The organism is Caballeronia sp. PC1, from assembly GCF_021353155.1.
GTDB lineage: Bacteria > Pseudomonadota > Gammaproteobacteria > Burkholderiales > Burkholderiaceae > Caballeronia > Caballeronia cordobensis.
In genome coordinates this window covers 555,342-573,927 of the sequence record NZ_JAJUBH010000004.1, presented here as the reverse complement: position 1 = coordinate 573,927, position 18,586 = coordinate 555,342, and the positions used below count along the sequence as shown (strand labels likewise).

17 protein-coding genes are annotated in these 18,586 nt (G+C 60.3%); 4 read left to right on the top strand and 13 right to left on the bottom strand.

The genetic code is table 11. The annotated features are described in order from the left end of the window. Window positions 1-56: 56 nt before the first annotated feature. Window positions 57-866: a tetratricopeptide repeat protein gene (locus tag LY284_RS36025; RefSeq protein ID WP_309243246.1), complete on the bottom strand. Its 810-nt coding sequence runs from the start codon at window positions 864-866 to the stop codon at window positions 57-59. A 26-nt stretch (window positions 867-892) separates the two neighbouring features. Next, window positions 893-1,828, bottom strand: a complete 936-nt coding sequence (locus tag LY284_RS36020) for a Ku protein (protein WP_233392019.1) — start codon at window positions 1,826-1,828, stop codon at window positions 893-895. Between the two features lie 197 nt (window positions 1,829-2,025). Here LY284_RS36020 and LY284_RS36015 point away from each other — a divergent pair, with 197 nt between their 5' ends. From LY284_RS36015 to LY284_RS36000, 4 genes are all read left to right on the top strand, one after another. Continuing rightward, window positions 2,026-2,688 carry an HAD family hydrolase gene (locus tag LY284_RS36015; protein WP_233392017.1) on the top strand — a complete coding sequence of 221 codons (663 nt, stop codon included), beginning with the start codon at window positions 2,026-2,028 and terminating at the stop codon, window positions 2,686-2,688. A 148-nt stretch (window positions 2,689-2,836) separates the two neighbouring features. Continuing rightward, a complete protein-coding gene (locus LY284_RS36010; protein WP_233392014.1) occupies window positions 2,837-3,148 on the top strand; it encodes a DUF4148 domain-containing protein in 312 nt (103 codons plus the stop codon). A 126-nt stretch (window positions 3,149-3,274) separates the two neighbouring features. Beyond that, window positions 3,275-5,785, top strand: a complete 2,511-nt coding sequence (gene ligD, locus LY284_RS36005) for a DNA ligase D (protein ID WP_233392012.1) — start codon at window positions 3,275-3,277, stop codon at window positions 5,783-5,785. Window positions 5,786-6,116: 331 nt separating this feature from the next. Next, window positions 6,117-6,404: a Rieske 2Fe-2S domain-containing protein gene (locus tag LY284_RS36000; RefSeq protein ID WP_233392010.1), complete on the top strand. Its 288-nt coding sequence runs from the start codon at window positions 6,117-6,119 to the stop codon at window positions 6,402-6,404. Window positions 6,405-6,891: 487 nt separating this feature from the next. Here the strand turns inward: LY284_RS36000 and LY284_RS35990 are convergent, their stop codons facing one another. The 11 genes from LY284_RS35990 to LY284_RS35940 all read right to left on the bottom strand — a co-directional run bounded on the left by LY284_RS35990 (window position 6,892) and on the right by LY284_RS35940 (window position 18,586). Then, a complete protein-coding gene (locus LY284_RS35990; protein WP_008345072.1) occupies window positions 6,892-8,202 on the bottom strand; it encodes an IS256 family transposase in 1,311 nt (436 codons plus the stop codon). A 214-nt stretch (window positions 8,203-8,416) separates the two neighbouring features. Further along, window positions 8,417-8,755, bottom strand: coding sequence for an H-NS histone family protein (locus LY284_RS35985; protein WP_375294339.1), 339 nt, complete (start codon window positions 8,753-8,755; stop codon window positions 8,417-8,419). A 462-nt stretch (window positions 8,756-9,217) separates the two neighbouring features. Continuing rightward, window positions 9,218-9,517 (bottom strand): hypothetical protein, encoded by a 300-nt coding sequence (locus LY284_RS35980; protein WP_233392006.1) that lies wholly within the window; start codon window positions 9,515-9,517, stop codon window positions 9,218-9,220. A 358-nt stretch (window positions 9,518-9,875) separates the two neighbouring features. Then, window positions 9,876-11,681: a phosphoadenosine phosphosulfate reductase family protein gene (locus LY284_RS35975; RefSeq protein WP_233392004.1), complete on the bottom strand. Its 1,806-nt coding sequence runs from the start codon at window positions 11,679-11,681 to the stop codon at window positions 9,876-9,878. A 309-nt stretch (window positions 11,682-11,990) separates the two neighbouring features. Next, window positions 11,991-12,572, bottom strand: a complete 582-nt coding sequence (locus LY284_RS35970; protein ID WP_233392002.1) for a hypothetical protein — start codon at window positions 12,570-12,572, stop codon at window positions 11,991-11,993. Further along, complete coding sequence (locus LY284_RS35965; RefSeq protein ID WP_233392000.1) at window positions 12,569-12,754, bottom strand: hypothetical protein; 186 nt, start codon at window positions 12,752-12,754, stop codon at window positions 12,569-12,571. Before LY284_RS35965 ends, LY284_RS35970 begins: the two co-directional genes overlap by 4 nt. A gap of 94 nt (window positions 12,755-12,848) precedes the next feature. Beyond that, a complete protein-coding gene (locus LY284_RS35960) occupies window positions 12,849-13,235 on the bottom strand; it encodes a hypothetical protein (RefSeq protein WP_233391998.1) in 387 nt (128 codons plus the stop codon). Between the two features lie 304 nt (window positions 13,236-13,539). Next, complete coding sequence (locus LY284_RS35955) at window positions 13,540-15,861, bottom strand: SMC family ATPase (RefSeq protein ID WP_233391996.1); 2,322 nt, start codon at window positions 15,859-15,861, stop codon at window positions 13,540-13,542. Beyond that, the gene (locus LY284_RS35950; RefSeq protein WP_233391993.1) at window positions 15,849-16,388 is read right to left on the bottom strand and encodes a hypothetical protein; all 540 of its coding nucleotides are present in this window, start codon (window positions 16,386-16,388) and stop codon (window positions 15,849-15,851) included. The genes LY284_RS35955 and LY284_RS35950 overlap by 13 nt, the downstream gene beginning before the upstream one ends. Before the next feature lie 239 nt (window positions 16,389-16,627). After that, the gene (locus tag LY284_RS35945; protein ID WP_233391991.1) at window positions 16,628-18,022 is read right to left on the bottom strand and encodes a metallophosphatase family protein; all 1,395 of its coding nucleotides are present in this window, start codon (window positions 18,020-18,022) and stop codon (window positions 16,628-16,630) included. An 81-nt stretch (window positions 18,023-18,103) separates the two neighbouring features. Continuing rightward, complete coding sequence (locus tag LY284_RS35940; RefSeq protein ID WP_233391989.1) at window positions 18,104-18,586, bottom strand: NADAR family protein; 483 nt, start codon at window positions 18,584-18,586, stop codon at window positions 18,104-18,106.

The window sequence follows — 18,586 nt, the reverse complement described above, 5'->3', positions numbered from 1 at the left end:
GGACCATAGCAGGTTGCCACTTCCCACTCAACTCGCCAGATTCCATGATGCGTTGACTAGCTGCTGAGTCGTCGATACGCGTTCAGATGCCGAATGAGGCCACGCCTATCTCCACGTTTCTCCAGAAGAATAGCCAGGTTGTGGTGGGCGTCTGCGTAGTCGGGATTGATCGCGAGGCACCGCTCGTAGCTCTGCTTCGCCTCGTCAAGCCGATCGAGGATGTCCAGCGCGACTGCTCGATTGAAGTGCAGCACAGCATCGTCGGGGAAGTGCGTGAGCGCCTCGTCGAAGACCGTCAACGCGCCCTGGCACTCGTGTTCGCTGTCGCACAGCAGCGCCCCCAGATCGACGTACGCTGCATAGAATGGCTCGGGCGCGAGCTCAATGGCGCGGCGATATCCGCGCTCCGCACCCGTGGGATCGCTCTTCGACAACTGTTCAGCAAGGTCGTACCACTCTTGAGCCTGAGCGGCTGCAGCGCTTTTGCGTTCGGGTGTCGAATCGAACACCACGACGTCGCCCTTGACCTCGGCTACTTCGAAGTCGAGCAACATCTGCCCAGTAACCGCATCCCAACGCGACGGCCCTGTTTTAACGACGATCGAGTCACCTTCAGCGGCAACGCGAATTCCCGATAACGGCAATGTATCGGGTAATTCGCGTTTAAGCCGTGCCAGTGCCTCACGGACCTTGCGTGGAGATGTGCGCGACGAGCGCAGTTGCAACGCTGTACGCAGCATCACGACGTCCTGAAACGAAAAACGCATTTCATTGCGTGGGCCGCGAGCGGGCGTGACGAGGCCAAGCGCGATCAGCCCTTCCACGACGCGACGAGAGACGCCCAGCATCGACTGGAGCTTCGAAATCGTCACGTCGTGAGATATCGTCCGCTTCACTTGCGAGCGCGCACCTTGGCCGGGGCCTCCGTCGTCGTCGCTTTCGATGCGCGAGCGGCAGGCTTTCTGGCCTTCGGCACGTTGACGACCTCAGCGGTACCTTCGACGGGTTTTACCGCAGTTTTTCTCCTCGCGGCGGGTGCTCTCTGCGTCGTGCCCCCTTTAGCGAGGCTGGCACGCAACGCTTCCATCAGATCGATCACTTCACCGCCCGGCGCAGCTTCCAGAGCTTCCGCGGCGATAATCTCCTTGCCCTCGATCTTTCGGTCGATTGCCGCGAGGACTCGCTTTTTCTCCTCATCCTCATAGGCCGACGCGTCGTAGTTTTCCTCAGCGCCCTGCTCGATGATCTGGATGGCGAGTTTCAGCTCGGACTCCGAGACCGAAACATGCTCAATGTTCAACTCCTTCAGGGAGCGAACCTCGTCCGCGAAAAGCAGTTGCTGAAAGACCATGCCGTCCTCGGCTGGTCGAACCTGAACAATCCTCGTTCGGCCCTTATACGACCATTTTGCCAGCGCGCATCGGCCGGTTTTTGCCAGCGCATCTTGCAACAAGCTGTAGGGCTTCCCGCCGCGCTTGTCCGGCGCGATGAAGTACGCTTTGTCGTAGAAGACCGGGTCGACAGATTTCTCAGGAACGAAGGAGACGATCTCGACCACGTGGCTCGCGCTCTCCTCCAGCGCTTTCAGCTCGTCACCCGTGAAAACAACGTATTTGTCGCGTTCGAACTGGTAGCCCTTTTGCATGGAGGCCCGCTCAACGACCTTCCCAGTGGCCTCCGAAACGTACTGCTGTTTCACACGCGAGCCGTCTGGCGCGAGCAGATTGAAGCGAACGTCGGAGGCGCTCTCCGTGGCCGAATACAGTTTGACCGGGATCGAGACCAGTCCAAACGACAGAGAAAGCGAGGCGATTGAGCGAGCCGGCATGGGCTTCTCCTTGGCGCAGAGGGTACTACGCTATCGAAATCAGCTTAACAATCCGTGCGTCCGTAAGACCGACAACAATTGGTTGTACAGGATAGCACCGGCATGGCCAGAGAGAATTTGCTGTGCTTGACACAGGCCAAACCACTTTGGCCTAGCTGGTACGCGGCTTGCAAGTCGAGCAAGCCAACGGAGGTCCCATGCCACGTGCTGCAATCTTTGACATTGATGGAACGCTGGTCGATTCGGTCGACCTCCATGCGCTCGCGTGGCACGAAGCGTTCGCTCATTTCGGCCATGACGTCAGCGTCGATCAGGCGCGCGGTCAGATCGGCAAAGGCGGCGATAATCTGCTGCCGGCGTTCCTATCCGACGACCAGATCCAGGACCACGGCAAGCAACTCGAAGCGTGGCGAGGAAAGCATTTCAAAGCGAACTACCTGCAGATGGTGCGCCCGTTTGCAGCGGTGCCAGAGCTTCTTCAGAAACTGAGCGACCAAGGACTAAAGCTCGCCGTCGCCTCATCCGCGAAGAAGGATGAACTCGAGCTCTACCTCGATATCGCTGGCGTCACGGGACACTTCAAGGTAACGGTCTCATCGGAAGATGTCGAGCAGTCGAAACCTGCACCGGATGTGTTCGAAGTCGCCCTGCAAAAGCTCGCAGTGCCGCCCGACGCCGCGATCGTCATCGGCGATTCGCCCTATGACGCGCAGGCCGCTGGAAAAGCTGGCGTGCGCACGATCGGGCTTCTATCGGGCGCCTTTCCCGAGCAGTTGCTGAGAGACGCCGGTTGTATTGCGATCTATCCAGGACCCGCCGGGCTACTGGCTAATCTTGCTAGCTCACCGCTATTAGCCTGAGCGCATGTCCGCGCCACGAAGAACGCAGGCCATCAAGCGCAACACAAGTTACGGTGCAACAATCGCGATTACCCCTTCGGCTTTCTATTCACTCAGGATACGATTACCGCAGCTCGCGTGGGGGCGATTGAACGCGTGGAGATCCGCGATGAAATCATTCCCGAGAAACCGCTGGACCCTTGCGCTCTTGGCGTCCCTGCTGTCTGGATGTGCCGTCGGCGTCGCGCCACAAAACGGCGCTCATCTGAGTCCGACCGAATGCCGAGACCTCGCCGCGCTCCGGACCAACGCACCTCCGACGATGGCCCAGCATCAAACCGAACTGGCGGCGCTGAGAAAAGCGGGCTACGACCCATCACCTTGGTACGACGATCCTTACTATCCGGACGATATACAGGCGGCACAACGCCTGGTCGACTATTGGTTTCAAACCGAGTGTCAGCGTCCCCAATCCGGCTGAGCGCCGAGGTGACTGCGGACCTTTCCAGGCTCAGCGCATATTAGGCGCGCGTTGCGGGCGAACACGCTCGGCCGCAGCCGCACTCACTGATTGAGTAATTGACTGACTGATTGACTGATTTCCGTCATGGCAGCGCCCCGCGATCCCACCGCGCCTCCCCTCGCCCGCTACCGGAAGAAGCGAGACTTCAGTATTACTCCGGAGCCGCTTGCATCGACCTGCGAGGCTCCCGCCACCGCACGTAGGCTCGGCTTCGTCGTGCAAAAGCACTGGGCGAGCCGTCTGCATTACGACTTCCGTCTCGAGCTCAACGGCGTTTTACTCTCGTGGGCCGTTCCAAAAGGTCCCTGCTACGACCCGAGCAAAAAACAGATGGCGGTGCATGTCGAGGATCATCCTGTGCCTTACGCAGGATTCGAAGGAACGATTCCGCCAAAGCAGTACGGCGCCGGCACGGTCATTGTGTGGGACCACGGGATCTGGGAGCCGGTCAACGATGCGGTCAAGGGCATGGAGACCGGGAAGCTAGTCTTTCGCCTGCACGGTCAAAAGCTTGCCGGTTTATGGGAGTTAGTGCGCATCTCCAAGCCGGGCGACAAGCAAGACCAGTGGATTTTGTTCAAGAAACGAGACGAATGGGCCCGCCCGCTTGAAGAATACGACGTCATCAAGGCGCTTCCCGATAGTGTCGTCGCAAATCCGCTTGGACTCGTCGAAGAGCGGGAGCCGAGAGCCGCGCGGCAGCCGCGAACTGAAGAGCAGAACATCGACCTGTCCGCCGCAGTGCGTGCACCGTTACCGGCGAAGCTCGAGCCGCAGCTCGCAACACTGGCAAGCTCGCTTCCAAGGGGCGGCGACTGGATCACTGAGACAAAGCTGGACGGTTATCGCCTGCTGGCTCGTGTTGACAAGGGACGAGTCAAGCTGTTCACGCGAAACGGACATGACTGGACTGCGAAGTTTCCGGCTCTCACCGTCGCCATCAAAGAACTCCCAGTCGTGGCCGCCTGGCTCGACGGCGAAATTGTCGTGTTGAAAGACGGCATTCCAAATTTCTCTGCACTTCAAAATGCGATTGATGGGCGAGACAACCGGGACATCGTCTTCTTCCTGTTCGACCTCCTGTACCTGGACGGCGAAGACCTCAGGAAAGTACCGTTGTGGGCGCGGCGGGCGCAACTGGCGGCTCTTCTCGAAAACGCGGGAGAGCAACTGCTGTTCAGTCAGAACTTCGACGCACCTCCCGCGCAAGTGTTCGAAGCTGCCGCGGGACTAGGACTGGAAGGCCTCGTGCTCAAGCGACGCGACGCGCCGTATGAGTCAGGACGGACGGCATCGTGGTTGAAGGCAAAGGCCCGACTGAGGCAGGAACTGGTCATCTGCGGCATGACCGGCCGCGGCGGTAAATCGGGTGAGGTCGGGAGTCTTCTGCTTGGCTATTACGTGGGCAATAAGCTTCATGACGCGGGGAGCGTCGGCACCGGGTGGGACTCAAAGACCGCACGAGACCTCTGGCATCGACTCATCCCACTGGAGGTCGACGCGGCGCCTTTCGACGCACAGGTCACAAGGGCGCGACGATGGTCCAGACGTGCAGCCGGCAGCGAACGGTGGCTTAAACCGATCATGGTCGCGGAAGTCGAGTTCGCCGAATGGACAGGAGACGGTGTGATACGACAATCGTCGTTCAAAGGTCTGCGCCTCGATAAGCCCGCACGCAGCGTCGTCAGGGAAGGAGGAAAGACACAACTGCCAGAGCCTTCTCCGCAGCTGAAAATCACGCACCCGGAAAGAGTCATTGATGCGTCGGCGACGATTACGAAGGCTGATCTCGTTCGCTACTACGCGAGCGTTGCCGAGTGGATGTTGCCACACCTGAAGGACCGGCCTGTGGCTCTGGTTCGCGCGCCTGAAGGTGTGGCCGGCGACCTTTTCTTTCAAAAGCATGCCGAGCGCACGACTATGCCAGGCCTGACTTCGCACGAACGCGAGCTCTGGCCAAACCATCCGCCGTTGCTGACGGTTGATACGGCGGATGCCTTGCTTTCGGCCGCACAGATGAACACGATCGAATTCCATACGTGGAACTCGATTGTCAGCCAGCTCGACAAGCCCGACCGGGTGGTGTTTGACCTCGATCCGGGCGAAGGTGTGAAATGGAACCACGTCCAGGAGGCTGCCCTCCTCATTCGCACGTTGCTGTCCGAGTTGAACCTGAAGTCATGGCTCAAGACGAGCGGCGGAAAGGGCCTGCATGTCGTCGTGCCGCTCGCTCCGGATTTGAATTACGTGACGGTCAAATCATTCTCGCAGACATTCGTCCGGCACCTTGCGAAGACCATTCCTCAGCGCTTCTCGGCGATATCCGGACCTGCGAACCGCTTGGGCAAGGTCTATGTAGACTACCTGCGAAACGGGAAGGGACAGACGACCGCGGGGGCCTTTTCGGCCCGCACGCGGCCGGGAATGGGCGTCTCAATGCCACTCGCGTGGGAACAGCTTACCGAGCTGAAGAGCGGCGCTCAGTGGACCGTTCAGACGGCGCGCGAATATCTGAGTTTCCAGACGCGGGACCCTTGGGTGGATTTCTGGTCGACTCGACAATCGTTGTCGTCGGCGATTGAGCGTCTCCCTTGAGACCCGAGCTCGACGAGCCCTCTCACGCGTTCAGACACTGGAGAATGCACGCCGTACCCCTACCCCTCCCGCCTCGAGAGGGTTGCACCGATTCGGAATACGTCATCAACGGAGCATCAGGAATGTCTCAGCACTTGGAAACCGCCTTGTCACAGAAAAAAGCCACCGCTACTGTCGAATCGAAGCCGGAGTCGATGACATGCGGGCAACCGAAGGAATGCTCATTAGCGTCGACTCGGAGCTGGGCGTGGGGAAGAACGCACGCACCTACGACTGGATGGATGCGAATATACCCCTTGACGGCCTGAACTCGTGGCATTGAGTCGCACTCATGCGCCCATCCATCCGCACCCGGGAGACCCATGCGATGACAAATATACGGATCGCCGCCGGCGACGCTCCAGACCCGGGTGGGCGCATGCTCAAGTTCGTCGACGGACGGAGCGTCGTGCTGTTCAACGTTGAAGGCGTCATTCACGCAATCGACAACTCGTGCCCGCACAACGGCGCGTCTCTCGCCAACGGGCGCGTCGATGGCCATGTTCTGCGATGCCCGGCGCACGGCTTGCGCTTCGACCTCGCGTCGGGTGCGTCGTCGGCGCGCCCGGGATGTGCTTGACCAAGCTCACCGTGGAGACCGACCTAGCCAGTCATTCCGAGGGATAAGGTTCGGAACGAAGAAATGAAAAGCTGGCGACGGCGCGAGAACCGTGCGATGTTGGATAATCGGGCACCGGAACCCATGTGCTGAATCGACTGGGACAGCGGATGTAGCGTCCTTGGCAGTTCCGTTACTTGGGTAAGACTAGGAAGCTTAATCTCAGAATCCCACACCTACCCCCACACCGACTCCGGATCCGAAGCTGCCGCCTCCCACGCCAACACCGATGCTCGGACCTGGCGTGTAATAACCGGGGCCATATGCGGGATCGCTATAACCGTACGGCGGGGCGGTAACGCATCCGGAGAATGCCACTGCAAGCGTCAAAATGCCAACGAGTCTGAGCATGATCATCTCCCGTGTTGAGCAGCCGAGCAAGCTCTGATCCCGTATCGGGCGATGTCCCGAAGACAGTTGAAGGTTGGGACGGCGGGTGCGGCATAGGTTAGGCAACCTTCCGATCATGGTCAATTGATTTCGAGCGTGACCGTTTCAAGGCCGCAGCGAGAATCCAGAGTTCATTCACGCCGAGGATTTTTCGGAAGTGCTTCTCAGCTTCCAGGAAGCCCGCGGCTGTCCAGCGCAACGCCATGTCGGCGTCGCGATAGCGCTTCACGCGCCCCGCGACACGGCGCACCGCGCCGTTGGGATTCTCGATGATGTTGGTCGTCGACAGCCCGCGCATGAGCGCCGGCGTCAGGCCCAGCTTGTTCACCGTGAAAGTTTCCTCCAGCCCCTCGAGCAGTGCGGCCGAGGCGTCCGGATAGTCGGCCTTGAGCCACGCCGCGTGCGTCTTGAGCTTGGCGATGCCATCGTCGGTCGACAACTTGTAGGCGGCCTTCATGATCGCGGCGGTTTGCGAAACGCTCTCCTTGGGCAGGCGCTCGAGGACGTTGCGCTGCTTGTGCACACGGCAGCGCTGCACGTGGGCGCGTTCGCCGAAGAACTCCTCGATGGCCGAGCGCAGCGCTTTGGAACCATCGATCACGAACAGGTATTCGCGATCCGCAGGCACGCCGCGCTCGATCAGTCCGCGCAACAGATCCTTGACGACCTGGGCGTTCTCACTCGACCCGCTCGCGAGACCCAGGAGGTGTTTCTCGCCGGGGCTGTCCACGCCGATAGCGGCGATGATGTGACGTGAGTCGACGATGATGCCGTCAAGGTAGATCGCCAGAAAGTCCTTGTCATCGAAGCGCCGCCCCATCAGCTCGGTGAGCGCCGTCTGGCTGGCCTTGATGAACTCGCGCGAGACGCTGCTCTTGGAGATGCCAACGGTGCCGGCCATCTCGGGCAGGACCTTGGCATATTTGCGCGTCGACACGCCCGTGACCATGATCTCGTGCACGCGCTCGGCGAGCCGCGGATTCTCGTTCAATTGCTCGTAGGCGGGGACCGGCACTTCGCCGCCGCCACGACGCCGAAGGCGCGGCCGCTTCACGTTCAACTTGCGTTCGTCCATCACAATCTGGCCTTGCTGCGAGCCGTGCCAGCGGATCTCGCCGCCTCTGCGGCCCGGATGCTTCTCGCCGGCGACTTCCGTCGCCGAGATCACCAGCAGTTGCTCGACAAGGCTACGGCCGGCTTCGTGCATCAACTCGTCGATGCTCGCGCGGGTGTTCTGAATCAGATCGAGCATGGGCAACAGGAGCTGACTGTTCTCGGCAAAACAGGCACGCAGTCCTTCCGGGTCCTGCTTGGGCACCACGTGCAACGGCGCGCTGGCGCTTTGGGGCTTCTTCTTGGTACGCTTCATTTGGCGGTTCTCCTTGGTTCCCTGTCCGGGAAGTTGGTCGTCGAAACCCGATTCTCTCGGATTTCCAACGGGGAACCGCCGCCTTCAACCTTCAACTACGCCCGGGACATTGCCCCGTATCGGCAGGCGCCGTCTAGCACGATCGGGGGCGCTCAACTTGCACTCAATGGGCAACCTAGCCGCCGCAAACTGTTGACGCGCGACTCAGCGCAATTCAGGAAGCAATGTCTCTTGGCCTTGCCGGTTCGAAAAGCCGACTCTGCCGATGAGGAATCGCTCGCGATCCTTCCCAACGATCCATTGCGGCGCGCAGCCCGCGCCCGCTCCATGTCGCGCCAGTGTCCGGGTCCCGATACTTCGGCTGGACATCCGATGGCTGCTCGCCTGGCTTGCGGCCTATCAGTTCGTATAGGCTAATATCGTATTCGCGCATTTTCTGGACGATCTCGATCAGAGCGAGCCTCGTCTCTTTTTCTCGTGCTTCACCGAGTGCTTTGTTTAATGCGGCTTGCTTCGTTAGAAGTTGCGAGATCTCTGCGGTGTTGTAGGCCATTGTTTTTACAAAAACGGTTGATGACGCGGTCTTTAACCCACCTGAGCCTTACTCTCTGCCTCGGTATGGCGCATGCTTTGTGCCAGCGACGGCTTGGCGAGGGGGAAAAGACGAATCCGATTTTCGAAGCAAAAACGCGCGACGGAGAGAAGCGCGCGCCCTGAACATGGCGTTCCATGCCCTCTGCGTCCAATCCGGCGCGCAGATAATCATGGAAGGCGAATCGGTAACGTTCATTTAACTCGCGAGGCGGCCGCGGTTATCCGAGGACTTGAACTCTTGGGGGTTCAACCCGGCGAGCCGCTCCCGGCACCGGAAATCGATCAAATCGATCTGCGCAAAAAAATATCCCAGGGATTCAGATCTGGGATGGTCGAAAGATGTTGGTTGGCGGTTAAGCCGCTTCTGCAAACCTTTCACCCGATCCCAACTGGCGATCGAGTGACATGGGGCACGAAAATATCAGTGGACGGTGTGGACACTGCTGATGGCCCCCTCGTCGTCCTCGTCGGAAGAAGCTTGATCAAGGATCGCGCACCGGAAGTCCAACTTGACGCGGAGAATGGCTGATTCGACACGTGCATCACCGCGGTGGCCGCTCAGGCGAGTATTGATCGCCTCTTCGAATGCGAGAATCGCCTGCTCGATGCTCTCCGGATCATCGCTATCAAACCCGACCTCAACCTCAATGCTCTCCAGCAGATTCAACGCTGTTGCAATGTCCTCGGAAGTGACAAATAGCGTCTCGGCGTATTCTCTCATCTATCCTCCAAGTGGGTCGTCCAGAATGTTCAGACCGGTGCGCGTTGCACGACTATCGTTGCACATCCAGAGCAAACCTGCCGGGAGGTCAAGGCAGGTGTTGGGTTGGAAACAACAGAAGGTTGCTGTAAGTAGTGAAGCGATTAGAATTGACAGTTCCACACTAACATCTGGACGCTGCGACCGGCGTGTTACTGTCGTTGAACGTTCAGCAAGACATGCTTTCCATCGGACGCTTCTGCCGGGGAAAACCAGTCCGAGCCGGCAAGGTGTCCCTGCGCCGGATTTCGGTCTCGACTTGCGCAAAAAACCCCCGGAGTTTTTTGGCCCCGGGATTGTCGAAAGGTGATAGTCGCGGTCAAGCCGCTTCCTCAAACAGGCTCAGTTGTACCTTGTCATGACCCAACAGCGCGTCATGCTCCGTGTCGCTGATCGCGTTCGAAACAAGATGCGCGTCCAGTTCAGCCGGCGTCAGGTTCAATCGCTGGGCGAGCCTCGCGAAATACTGACCGCGCTTGGCCATGTCCTGATAACGCTGTGCCATGCCGGTCGGCAACTTCACGATACCTTCGTTCAACGAAAACCGCGCTGATTCGATGGCCTCACGATGCTGCGTCTGCAACATGAAGGCGGTGCCGTACTCGCAGGTGACAAAAAGGCAAGCGGCTTCGGCGCCCACCTCGAACTGCGAGGCTTCCTCGAAATACACCGTCTGTTCCCCGCCAGTTGTCCTGGCGTACCGCCCAGGCCGATCAGGATGCCGGTATGGATTCCATTGCTCGGCATCAAACGAACGGAGCCCAACCGAAGGCGCCTCTCGGTCGTACTCCCCAACCGGATACCAGCCGTGCATCACGATCTCCGGCTTCGGCAACGGCTCCAGCTTCGGGATCGGATAGCGACGCCCCAGCACATTCACATCATGCCAAACTGCAAGCGCGGGAAAGGCATGCGGCGCATAGTGATGCATCGACAGGAAGAAGTCGATGGCCACCAACTGCTGCGGCGTCACGAACTCGAACTGCGGCTCGCACAGCAGCCGATTCTCTTCCGTGTCCGGAATCGATCCAGTCGCCAGTGCACCTGAGTGCGCTTCGGCGCGATCGCGTTCGGTCGCGTCGATACTGCAGAGCTTCTTAAGCAAATCGACGCGCGTCAGGTAGCTATAGGTGTCTGCCTGGACGCGCGTGTAGCCCGCGTCACTCAGCGAACGCCCGATCAACTCCCGGCGCGACATATCCCACTGGATCGCGAGCAGATAGTTGCGAAAGTCGTTGAGCGGCCGTAGATGCCCGTATTGCTCCTCCTCGATCATGGCCTCAAGCGACTTGTCACGGTCACCCGCGACGCAACAGAAGGCACACCCGAACCTGCTTCCGCACGCGGCCCGAGCACCCGATTCGCCCATCACAACACCGCACGTTCCTCCGTTTCCTGCCCGATAGATATCGGACAGGCGGTGGATCGTGGCCGGTGCCAATGACGACGGAAACGTCAGGCCGCGAGTATCGGCAAGCAGCGCGAGCATTGTCCACACGTCGTCCGAAGTCCATTCGCTCAGCGGAGAGAGTGTGAGTGCCCCGGTTCTGCTTCTGACAGCAACTTCCGCGCTGTCTCGCCGTTCAGCCATTGCGACCGCGCGGGATTTACTCTCGTCCTTGCGCAACCCGAGCACCGTTATGACTTCGCGAGCACCGTCATCTGCCGCTCGTCGTTCAAGCAGTGTTCGAAGGCGACCTCCCGGCCGTACCTTCCACTCGTCGGCGCACGCGCGAGTACGTCTGCCGTCACGCACTCCGTTCTCAGGCGTGCGTACCAACGTGCCACGTCCAATCGTCGACACCACGAACTGGCTCGCCATCGAAGGTGTCGTCACATGAACCTGTACGGGCAACGCCGACCCTTCGATATACAACTGCAGCTCGTCCAGCACTGCGTGCAGGAAGTTTGCGATCGACGGATTCTCGATGGTCGTGTCTACCGACTGAACATAGTGGCTGATCGTCGTGCCGCCGGAACGGCGAATCGCCTCAAGCATCAACACCAAAGCACACGTGCTGTCCTTGCCGCCCGAATACGCGCAGCTCAGGCTATGCCCAAGTTCGATGTATCGCTGCATGACGCTGATCGCAGCTTCCATCTTCGAAAGAATTTCGTTTTCCATCCTTTTCGCTCCAATAAAATAGGAGCGACCCTTTCGGGATGCGCTCCCGAAGGGTTCAAAGGGTTATGGTCTAAATCAAATGAAATGGTCAGCCGTCGCGCGTTGCGCCTCTTCGAGGCCGTCGTGCGCTGCTGCGAACAAGTCGCTTTGCCGCGTTGCACGATCCAGGCGCGGCAGCGTCTTCGCATACCGGCTCACGCTGGTACCGTCGAAACTGTCGGCACCTGCGGCCGCGCAGATGCGTATGCGCCGCGCCGAGTTCACCCGACCGACGTGCAAGTAGCAGTGACGCCGTCTTGCGAGCGATCCCTAAACGTGCGCCGTCTGCTCTTTCCACTCCGTCGAACCGCCAATGAAGATGCCGACAGCAGGCGACAGAAGCGAGGCGAGGTCTTCGACCTGCATACCGTTCTGGACTGCGATCAGCATCCGGCACGGCATGCCGCGAAGTCGTTCCAGCCACTTTAGCGAGTAGTCGAGGGAGGCCATGCCGCCCATGACGATGTCCGGAAGGACAAGCCAATCGGCCCGCTCGCCGAGCCGTTCGACAGCAACGGAAAACGCGTGCTCGTCGAAGGGCTGGTTTTGTTGGTAAGCGGTCCAAGCGCCGTTATCCAACGCATAGCGATGGAAGCCCTCCGTGCGCAACTCGCCCTTGGCCGAGACCAACAAGCGCCAGTCGGCGCCCTTCAGTGCGGCCAGGTTGCGGCGGGTGCCCGTGCGACTCGCGTAACCGACGAGCGGCTGCCGGTGCATGGCGATCCGTTCTTCGATTTCCGGGTCATCGTCAGCAGAGCCATCGACTCCGTAATAGTCGGCGTAAGCCATGAAGGCTTGCGCGTAGCCGGTCTTCTGGCCACTGGCGTATTCCTCCAGCCACGGCGGCGTCATTGGCGCACCCCGTTTGGGGGTTGCACTCTGCCGCCGATGATCAGGAAGACCTTCGTATCGACGTTCCGGACCCACGGGCGAACTTCACCCGCGTGCGTCGCGGTGCCGGCGATGTAGCCAATCGCCGCTTCGAGGTTGGGAAACTGCTCGGGCGATGCGCCCAACTTGGCTGCTTCAAACATGAAAACCCTCCACACAAAAGAATGCGGAGCGACCCCAGCGGGCCGCTTGCCCGCGATGGTTTAGAAAAGACGTTGGCGGCAAACAGTCTGCTGCTCACTCGATCAGCTTGACGCTCTGCCACCAGCGACCGCCCGAAGGCAGGTCTCTGACGAAAGAGAACGCGTCCGCTTCTTCGCGCGTGAGCTCGATCACACCGCCCTTCAAGATCGCCGTCTGGAGATAGACGACATTCGCGAGGGCGAGCGCGCCGTGCTGCTCAGCGATGCCGGTCAACGTTTCGACGGCATCGAGCAGTTCCGCATGAAACTGCTTGGCGTCAGCGGCGAGGCGCAACGACACAGCAGCATCGCTGATCGCGCCCAGCACCGCATTGCATTGAGTTTGCGGGTCGTCGGGTCCGTACTGCTCGGGTTTGATCCAGCTTCGGATCACCATGTCGTCCAGTACGTCGTCAACGAAATCAGGGCAGGAATAGGCCATGGAAGGCTCCAGTCAAGAAGTGAAAGAAAATAAGCCGGTGTCAGATGCGACGCAGAGGGCCGTTATCGAACGCGGACGCGCGACGCAGGTACGGCGCGCGCGGCGGCTGCGACTGAGCAGTAGCCGGTGCGGGTTGCTGCGCTGGAGGCTGGTGAGGCACTACGTTTGCGTGAGACGGACTGCCGGCTGCCGCGAGCAGCAGCATCAAAAGGTTTGCCATAGTGGATAGCGCCGAAAGGCGCGAGCAAGAGGGGGAAACGGGAGCGCCCTTGTGGGGCAACTCCCCACAAGGCTTGATAGAAAATCAGGCGGCGAGCGCCTGAACGTCGATGACTGCGTCGGCCTCAGCGACCAGGTCGGGCGTCTGCGAGATGAAGAACTCCCGCTGATAACCGCCTTGGCGCAGCACCTCACGCTTCATACGCATGAACTGCACTTTGCGCTCGGGATCGAGCGGCCCGTCCGACTCGTCGCTGAACAAGGTCTGATACGGCTGACCGGTGTTCTGCGCGAGATAGAGCGCGATGCCCCGCGTGAGACACTCGTTTATCCAGACCTTCTGACCGCCGGACATAACGGAGACCGACTTGCTGCTGTCGGACTCGGCGTCGTGAACGAGGATCTCGAAGCCTTCGCGCAATTCACCGCTTGCGAGCGTGCGCTGCGTGCGGATCTCAACGGTGAAGCGCATGCCGTAGCACGCGAGCAATAGCTCGTTGACGGTGTGCGTCAGCGCCGGCCCCGCGTCATCGATGGTCAACGCGATCACGCCGTCGTTGCCCAAGCCCTTAGCCAGCAGCTTCCATTGCGCGATCTCGTCGGAGAGGCGTTCGGCACGCGACTGCGTGGCCGAGAACTTCTCCAACTCCAACGACAAGGCTTCCGCTTCGGCCTGCAGCACACTCTGCGCGCGGATCGATTGCTCGATCCGACCATCCAATGCAGCAACGGTCTCGCGGTTCCCTGCGATGTCGCGATCCAGCTTCGCAATCGCGGCCGTAACGTCAACCGAAGCGAGTCGCCCGACCTCCTCGGTAATACGAGCAAGCTCCGCTTCCATTCGCGTCTTTTCAGACTGGTACTTCGCGGTCCGTGCCGTACTCTCTTCAGCGATCGATCGCGACTCCGCTTGCGCGGCTTCAAGTCCAAGTACGGCGGCATCGAGCAGTGGCTTCGTCGCAGCAAGCTCAGCCGCCGCCTGCAGTACGCGGCGAAGCTGCGCAGCGGCATCGGCGATGGCCAGCATTTCGACGCGCTTTGCCGCCAACTCGGCCGGCACGCGAGCCAAGGCTTCGGCCTGCGCTTTCTTCTCGCGATACTCCGCGCGAAGACTCGCCACCGAAATACGCTGCGCTTCCGCTTGCTCTTTCGCCGGAAAGGCTTGTGCGAGCAGCGGACACTGCGCATGCATCGAATGACCGACACACGGCACCTGCTCAGCCACGGCCGCCTGCTTACTCAGCGTCTCGAAGTGCGCGGCTTTCGTCGTGCCCTGGCTCATCAAGCTGGTAAGCGTTGCATCGAGCGTCGTCAACGTCGCGCGTTTGACCTCCAAATCAGCAATGTCGCGCTGCAGAGGAGCAAACCTCGCTTCCTCACGCGCAATCGCCAACTCGGCCTCCTCGCGCTTAGCCGCCGCGCCGATGATCGCCTCACGGCGAGCCAGCGTTGCTTGGTGCGTTGACACCGTTCGACTCAGCACGGAAACGCGCTGCTGGCAGCGAACCGCTGCTGCTTGCTCGTGGTCGGCCGCGCTTTTCAGGGCACGCCCCAGCTCGTCTCGGCGTACGCCCAGCTCTCGCAGGCGGGCCTCGGTCGTCGCAGATTCAGTCTGCTTCGCCGAAAGCGTCGCCCGCTCCTGAGCCAGCTTGCTCGCTCGCTCAAGCGCGGCATCGCGTTGCTCCCGAGCGGCACGCAGGGTGTTGCCCTGCGCGACGATCGACTGCTCAGCGTCGGCTTTACGTTGCCGCTTTCCGGCTAGCGCACCAATCTCAGACTGGACGCTTTCGAGCGACTTGCCGAGCACCTTCGCGACACCAGCGGCTTTCGCCGACAATGCCTTCAGGTGGTCGATGCCAAGGAGTTCAGCCAGCAGCGTCTTGATCTCGCCCGCACCGTAGGACGCGAGCGGCCGTCGGTTTTGAGCCGAGAACACGCTCGTGAAGAACGTTTCCAACGAACCGTTGATCGCCTCGACACAGCGGCTATACGACTCCGCCTTGCCGTCCGACACCGTTCCGTCAGGCAGCGACACCGGGCGCCACGTACCGTCGACGCCGCGATAGGCAAGGTAGTACTCCGCCTTGCCTGTCTTGCCGGGCTTGCGAAACGTAAAGGACGAGCGATAGCGGATGCCGTCGTGCTCCCATTCGAGTTCTTTCAGCGCACTGGTGCCACAGATGTGATCCCAATACGAGAAGGCGTCGATCGACAGCTTCGACGCACGCGACGGCATGATCGGATACGGGTGTAAGTTGTCCATGATCGTGGTCTTGCCCGCACCGTTTGGGCCGGTCAAGGCGATCAGGCCATCCGGCAGCGCTTCCAGATCAAGCGTCACGCTCCCGCGCTTTATGCCATCGCGCACGCCAACGAAGCCTTCAAGTGTCAATTTCAGAGGCCGCATGGCAGGTCCTCCGACACGCTCATCGAAGCAGACATCGCAGCCATCTGTGCGTAAAAAGCGTCGTCATCGTCGTTGGGAAACGGGGCATTGATGTCGGAAGACGCAATGGCACGAGGCGGCGCTTGGAGCGTCCCATCGAGCGCGGCTGCGACCTGGTCACAGACTCTGCTGAACTCGCGACGCGCGTTCGTCAGAAGCTCTTGCCATCCGCTATGCCCGGTGAGGCTGCGGATCTCGGCGGGAGACCACTGGCTTGCATACCCTTCCTGATACGACCACAGAAGGTGCTGCATCTCAACCGTCGGCGTGACAGCAACCTCGCACGCGCCGGGCGTCGTAGCGAGCAGAAACAGCGTCTGACCGAACTGCGCTAGTACCGCGCCGCGGTATTGGCCGAACGGCTGATGCTGGATCGCAGCGGTGAAGCCCGCCAGATCGACCAACGACTTCTGAAGATCACGCGATGAGCAGTCGCCTAAAGAGAAAGTGCGGACCCAGTTCGGGCCAGCGGGATAAAGACCAAACATAATGCACTCCGTTAGGGTGGGCGGAATGCGGCCCCGGAAGGGATCGCTCCCCGCCAGGGTGAAAGAAAAGATGAACTGCTAGAGAAAGGTCGTCCCACTACGAGTCGATGCGTCAAAGACGCGGTGAAACCCCTGTTTCGATAGCGACGATCAAAGTCGGCTATCGGAACACGGCTTGCGTGTCCAGGCGAAGAAGCCATACTGGCCTCCTCTGCATGAGCGGCTACGTCATTTGCTAATTAAGCCGCGAACAAGTCATCGTTGAGCCACGAAAGCTGACTTGCCGAAGCCGACTCGACGATTTCCACCGTCGCATCGGGCATGGGCAGTGCATCGTCGCAAACGTTGCCATCCAGAGATACGTGGGCCGTCACCGGCGCAGGCTCGGATATGTTCGACAATGCGTCAGCGTCGCTCAGTCGCGCCAGCACGCCAGCCGTGATTGCGTCCGCGTCCCCCGTTTCCAACAACTGCAGCCGGTCAAGCAAGGGCGCCGCATTAACATCAGCATGCTCGCACCAACGCTCGAGCTTTCGGTCAATTGACGTTTCGAGGCTGATGCCTTGGGCGCGTGACCGAACGACGGGAAGAATGCGAGCCTCGACCTTCAGCTCGGCCGCGTTGCCGAACAGCGCCGCGATCGCGTCGCGGTCCACTGACTGTTTGTGCTCTTCGTCGACCTGCCAACGAATTCGCACGAACTTGTCGGTCGCATCGAGCGCGATTGCCGTTAGGCGTTGCATGTCGGGCGGTCCGTCAAAGTCGACGCAGATCGTCTGCCGAGACGGCGTCACGACCAGATCAGCTTGCGCGCTTCCCACCTCGACATTCCACATGAGAAAGCCCTTGTCGCCTTCCTCACCGTAGTGGAATCGCCCGATCGAACCGGGATACGCGACAACGCGCCCCGCTCGCTCCCACTGCTGTGCTTTATGGATGTGCCCAAGCATGAAAGCATCGCATTCGGCCTCGAACAGACTGCCAAGCGAAAACTCATGATCGAACCCCGCCATCGTCACGCCGTGCTCGGTCGTACAACCGTTGACCGTGCCGTGTGAAACCCCGACAGTCCGGATGCATGCGGCACGAAGCTGCTGGTTGACGCGCCCTGCTGCGGCGAGATAGTCGCCCAGCACGGCTTCAAGACCCGTCCCGGCTTCCTTGGCACCAACAGCTACCGCCAGCGCCCCCTTATTGACCGTGGGCAGACACGTGAACACGACATCAGCGCCGATTGCCAGAACCTCGCGCAGCTCGTCGTCCGAGAACACCGGGCCGTCCGAGGCGTAGAACCGCCCCTCGTGAAGGCTTACCTGCTGCACGCGTTCCGCAACATAGATCTGATGCGTAGTTGCCATCAGTTCGAAGTTGCGTAGCGTGCCCGGAGGCTCATGTGAGAACGTGCCTTGCAGCATCAGGACGGGCATGCTGCCGCTCAGACCGTTGATGCGGCGTGCGAGGCGGTTCAACGACGGCGCGTGTGCGTCGAGACGATGGTCCGTCGCATCACCCGAGATGACTGCCACGTCGGCATGGGCCAGCACCGCATGGTCGATGCCGAAACCGAAGCATCGGTCCGACTCTTCGATGTTGCCCGGCGCGTAGTGCAGGTCAGAACAATGTGCGACTTTCAAATCGCCTCCTATAAGTGAAAAAGGCCACCTGAAGGTAGCCAGTATTTGCCGATGCGCCGCTAGGGCGCGCTAAGAGAGGGATTACGTTGACAGCGTGTCGCGGACTTTCATCAGTGCCTTGCCCAGGAGGTTCTGGCCGCGCCACTTCGATTTGTCCGTGATGTCGGGATGATGCTCGCCGAGACCCACGCCCCATATCGTGTCGTAGGGACTTGCTTCGACCAGCTCGGTTGGAGCAGTCGCGAGCAACAGCGTCCGCAGGCCCGGGTGCTGCGCGAACTTCTCGCGGCATCCGACATAGACGATCGACTCGCGCTTCGCCTTCCACGTTTCGAGGTCGAAGCCTTTGACCTTGCGGCCGAGGGCTTTTTGTTCCTTGGGCAGATGCGTGGCGAGCACAGCCTGAGCGATGTCCTCGCCACCGAACAGCTTGGCTTTCGAAAACATCATGAATTGCTCTACCGAACGGAAATCGACGCCGTGATACGAAAAGCGGCACGGATGCCAGTTACTGAAAGCGTCGTCCGCGCCGAAGAACAGTGTGAAGTTGCCGACTCTACGCAT

Excerpts from the sequence above, each read along its gene's own strand:
- LY284_RS36020 (WP_233392019.1), bottom strand. The coding sequence starts at position 1,828 with ATGCCGGCTCGCTCAATCGCCTCGCTTTCTCTGTCGTTTGGACTGGTC.
- LY284_RS36015 (WP_233392017.1), top strand. The coding sequence starts at position 2,026 with ATGCCACGTGCTGCAATCTTTGACATTGATGGAACGCTGGTCGATTCG.
- LY284_RS36010 (WP_233392014.1), top strand. The coding sequence starts at position 2,837 with ATGAAATCATTCCCGAGAAACCGCTGGACCCTTGCGCTCTTGGCGTCC.
- ligD (WP_233392012.1), top strand. The coding sequence starts at position 3,275 with ATGGCAGCGCCCCGCGATCCCACCGCGCCTCCCCTCGCCCGCTACCGG.
- LY284_RS36000 (WP_233392010.1), top strand. The coding sequence starts at position 6,117 with ATGCGCCCATCCATCCGCACCCGGGAGACCCATGCGATGACAAATATA.
- LY284_RS35990 (WP_008345072.1), bottom strand. The coding sequence starts at position 8,202 with ATGAAGCGTACCAAGAAGAAGCCCCAAAGCGCCAGCGCGCCGTTGCAC.
- LY284_RS35985 (WP_375294339.1), bottom strand. The coding sequence starts at position 8,755 with ATGGCCTACAACACCGCAGAGATCTCGCAACTTCTAACGAAGCAAGCC.
- LY284_RS35980 (WP_233392006.1), bottom strand. The coding sequence starts at position 9,517 with ATGAGAGAATACGCCGAGACGCTATTTGTCACTTCCGAGGACATTGCA.
- LY284_RS35975 (WP_233392004.1), bottom strand. The coding sequence starts at position 11,681 with ATGGAAAACGAAATTCTTTCGAAGATGGAAGCTGCGATCAGCGTCATG.
- LY284_RS35970 (WP_233392002.1), bottom strand. The coding sequence starts at position 12,572 with ATGACGCCGCCGTGGCTGGAGGAATACGCCAGTGGCCAGAAGACCGGC.
- LY284_RS35965 (WP_233392000.1), bottom strand. The coding sequence starts at position 12,754 with ATGTTTGAAGCAGCCAAGTTGGGCGCATCGCCCGAGCAGTTTCCCAAC.
- LY284_RS35960 (WP_233391998.1), bottom strand. The coding sequence starts at position 13,235 with ATGGCCTATTCCTGCCCTGATTTCGTTGACGACGTACTGGACGACATG.
- LY284_RS35955 (WP_233391996.1), bottom strand. The coding sequence starts at position 15,861 with ATGCGGCCTCTGAAATTGACACTTGAAGGCTTCGTTGGCGTGCGCGAT.
- LY284_RS35950 (WP_233391993.1), bottom strand. The coding sequence starts at position 16,388 with ATGTTTGGTCTTTATCCCGCTGGCCCGAACTGGGTCCGCACTTTCTCT.
- LY284_RS35940 (WP_233391989.1), bottom strand. The coding sequence starts at position 18,586 with ATGCGTAGAGTCGGCAACTTCACACTGTTCTTCGGCGCGGACGACGCT.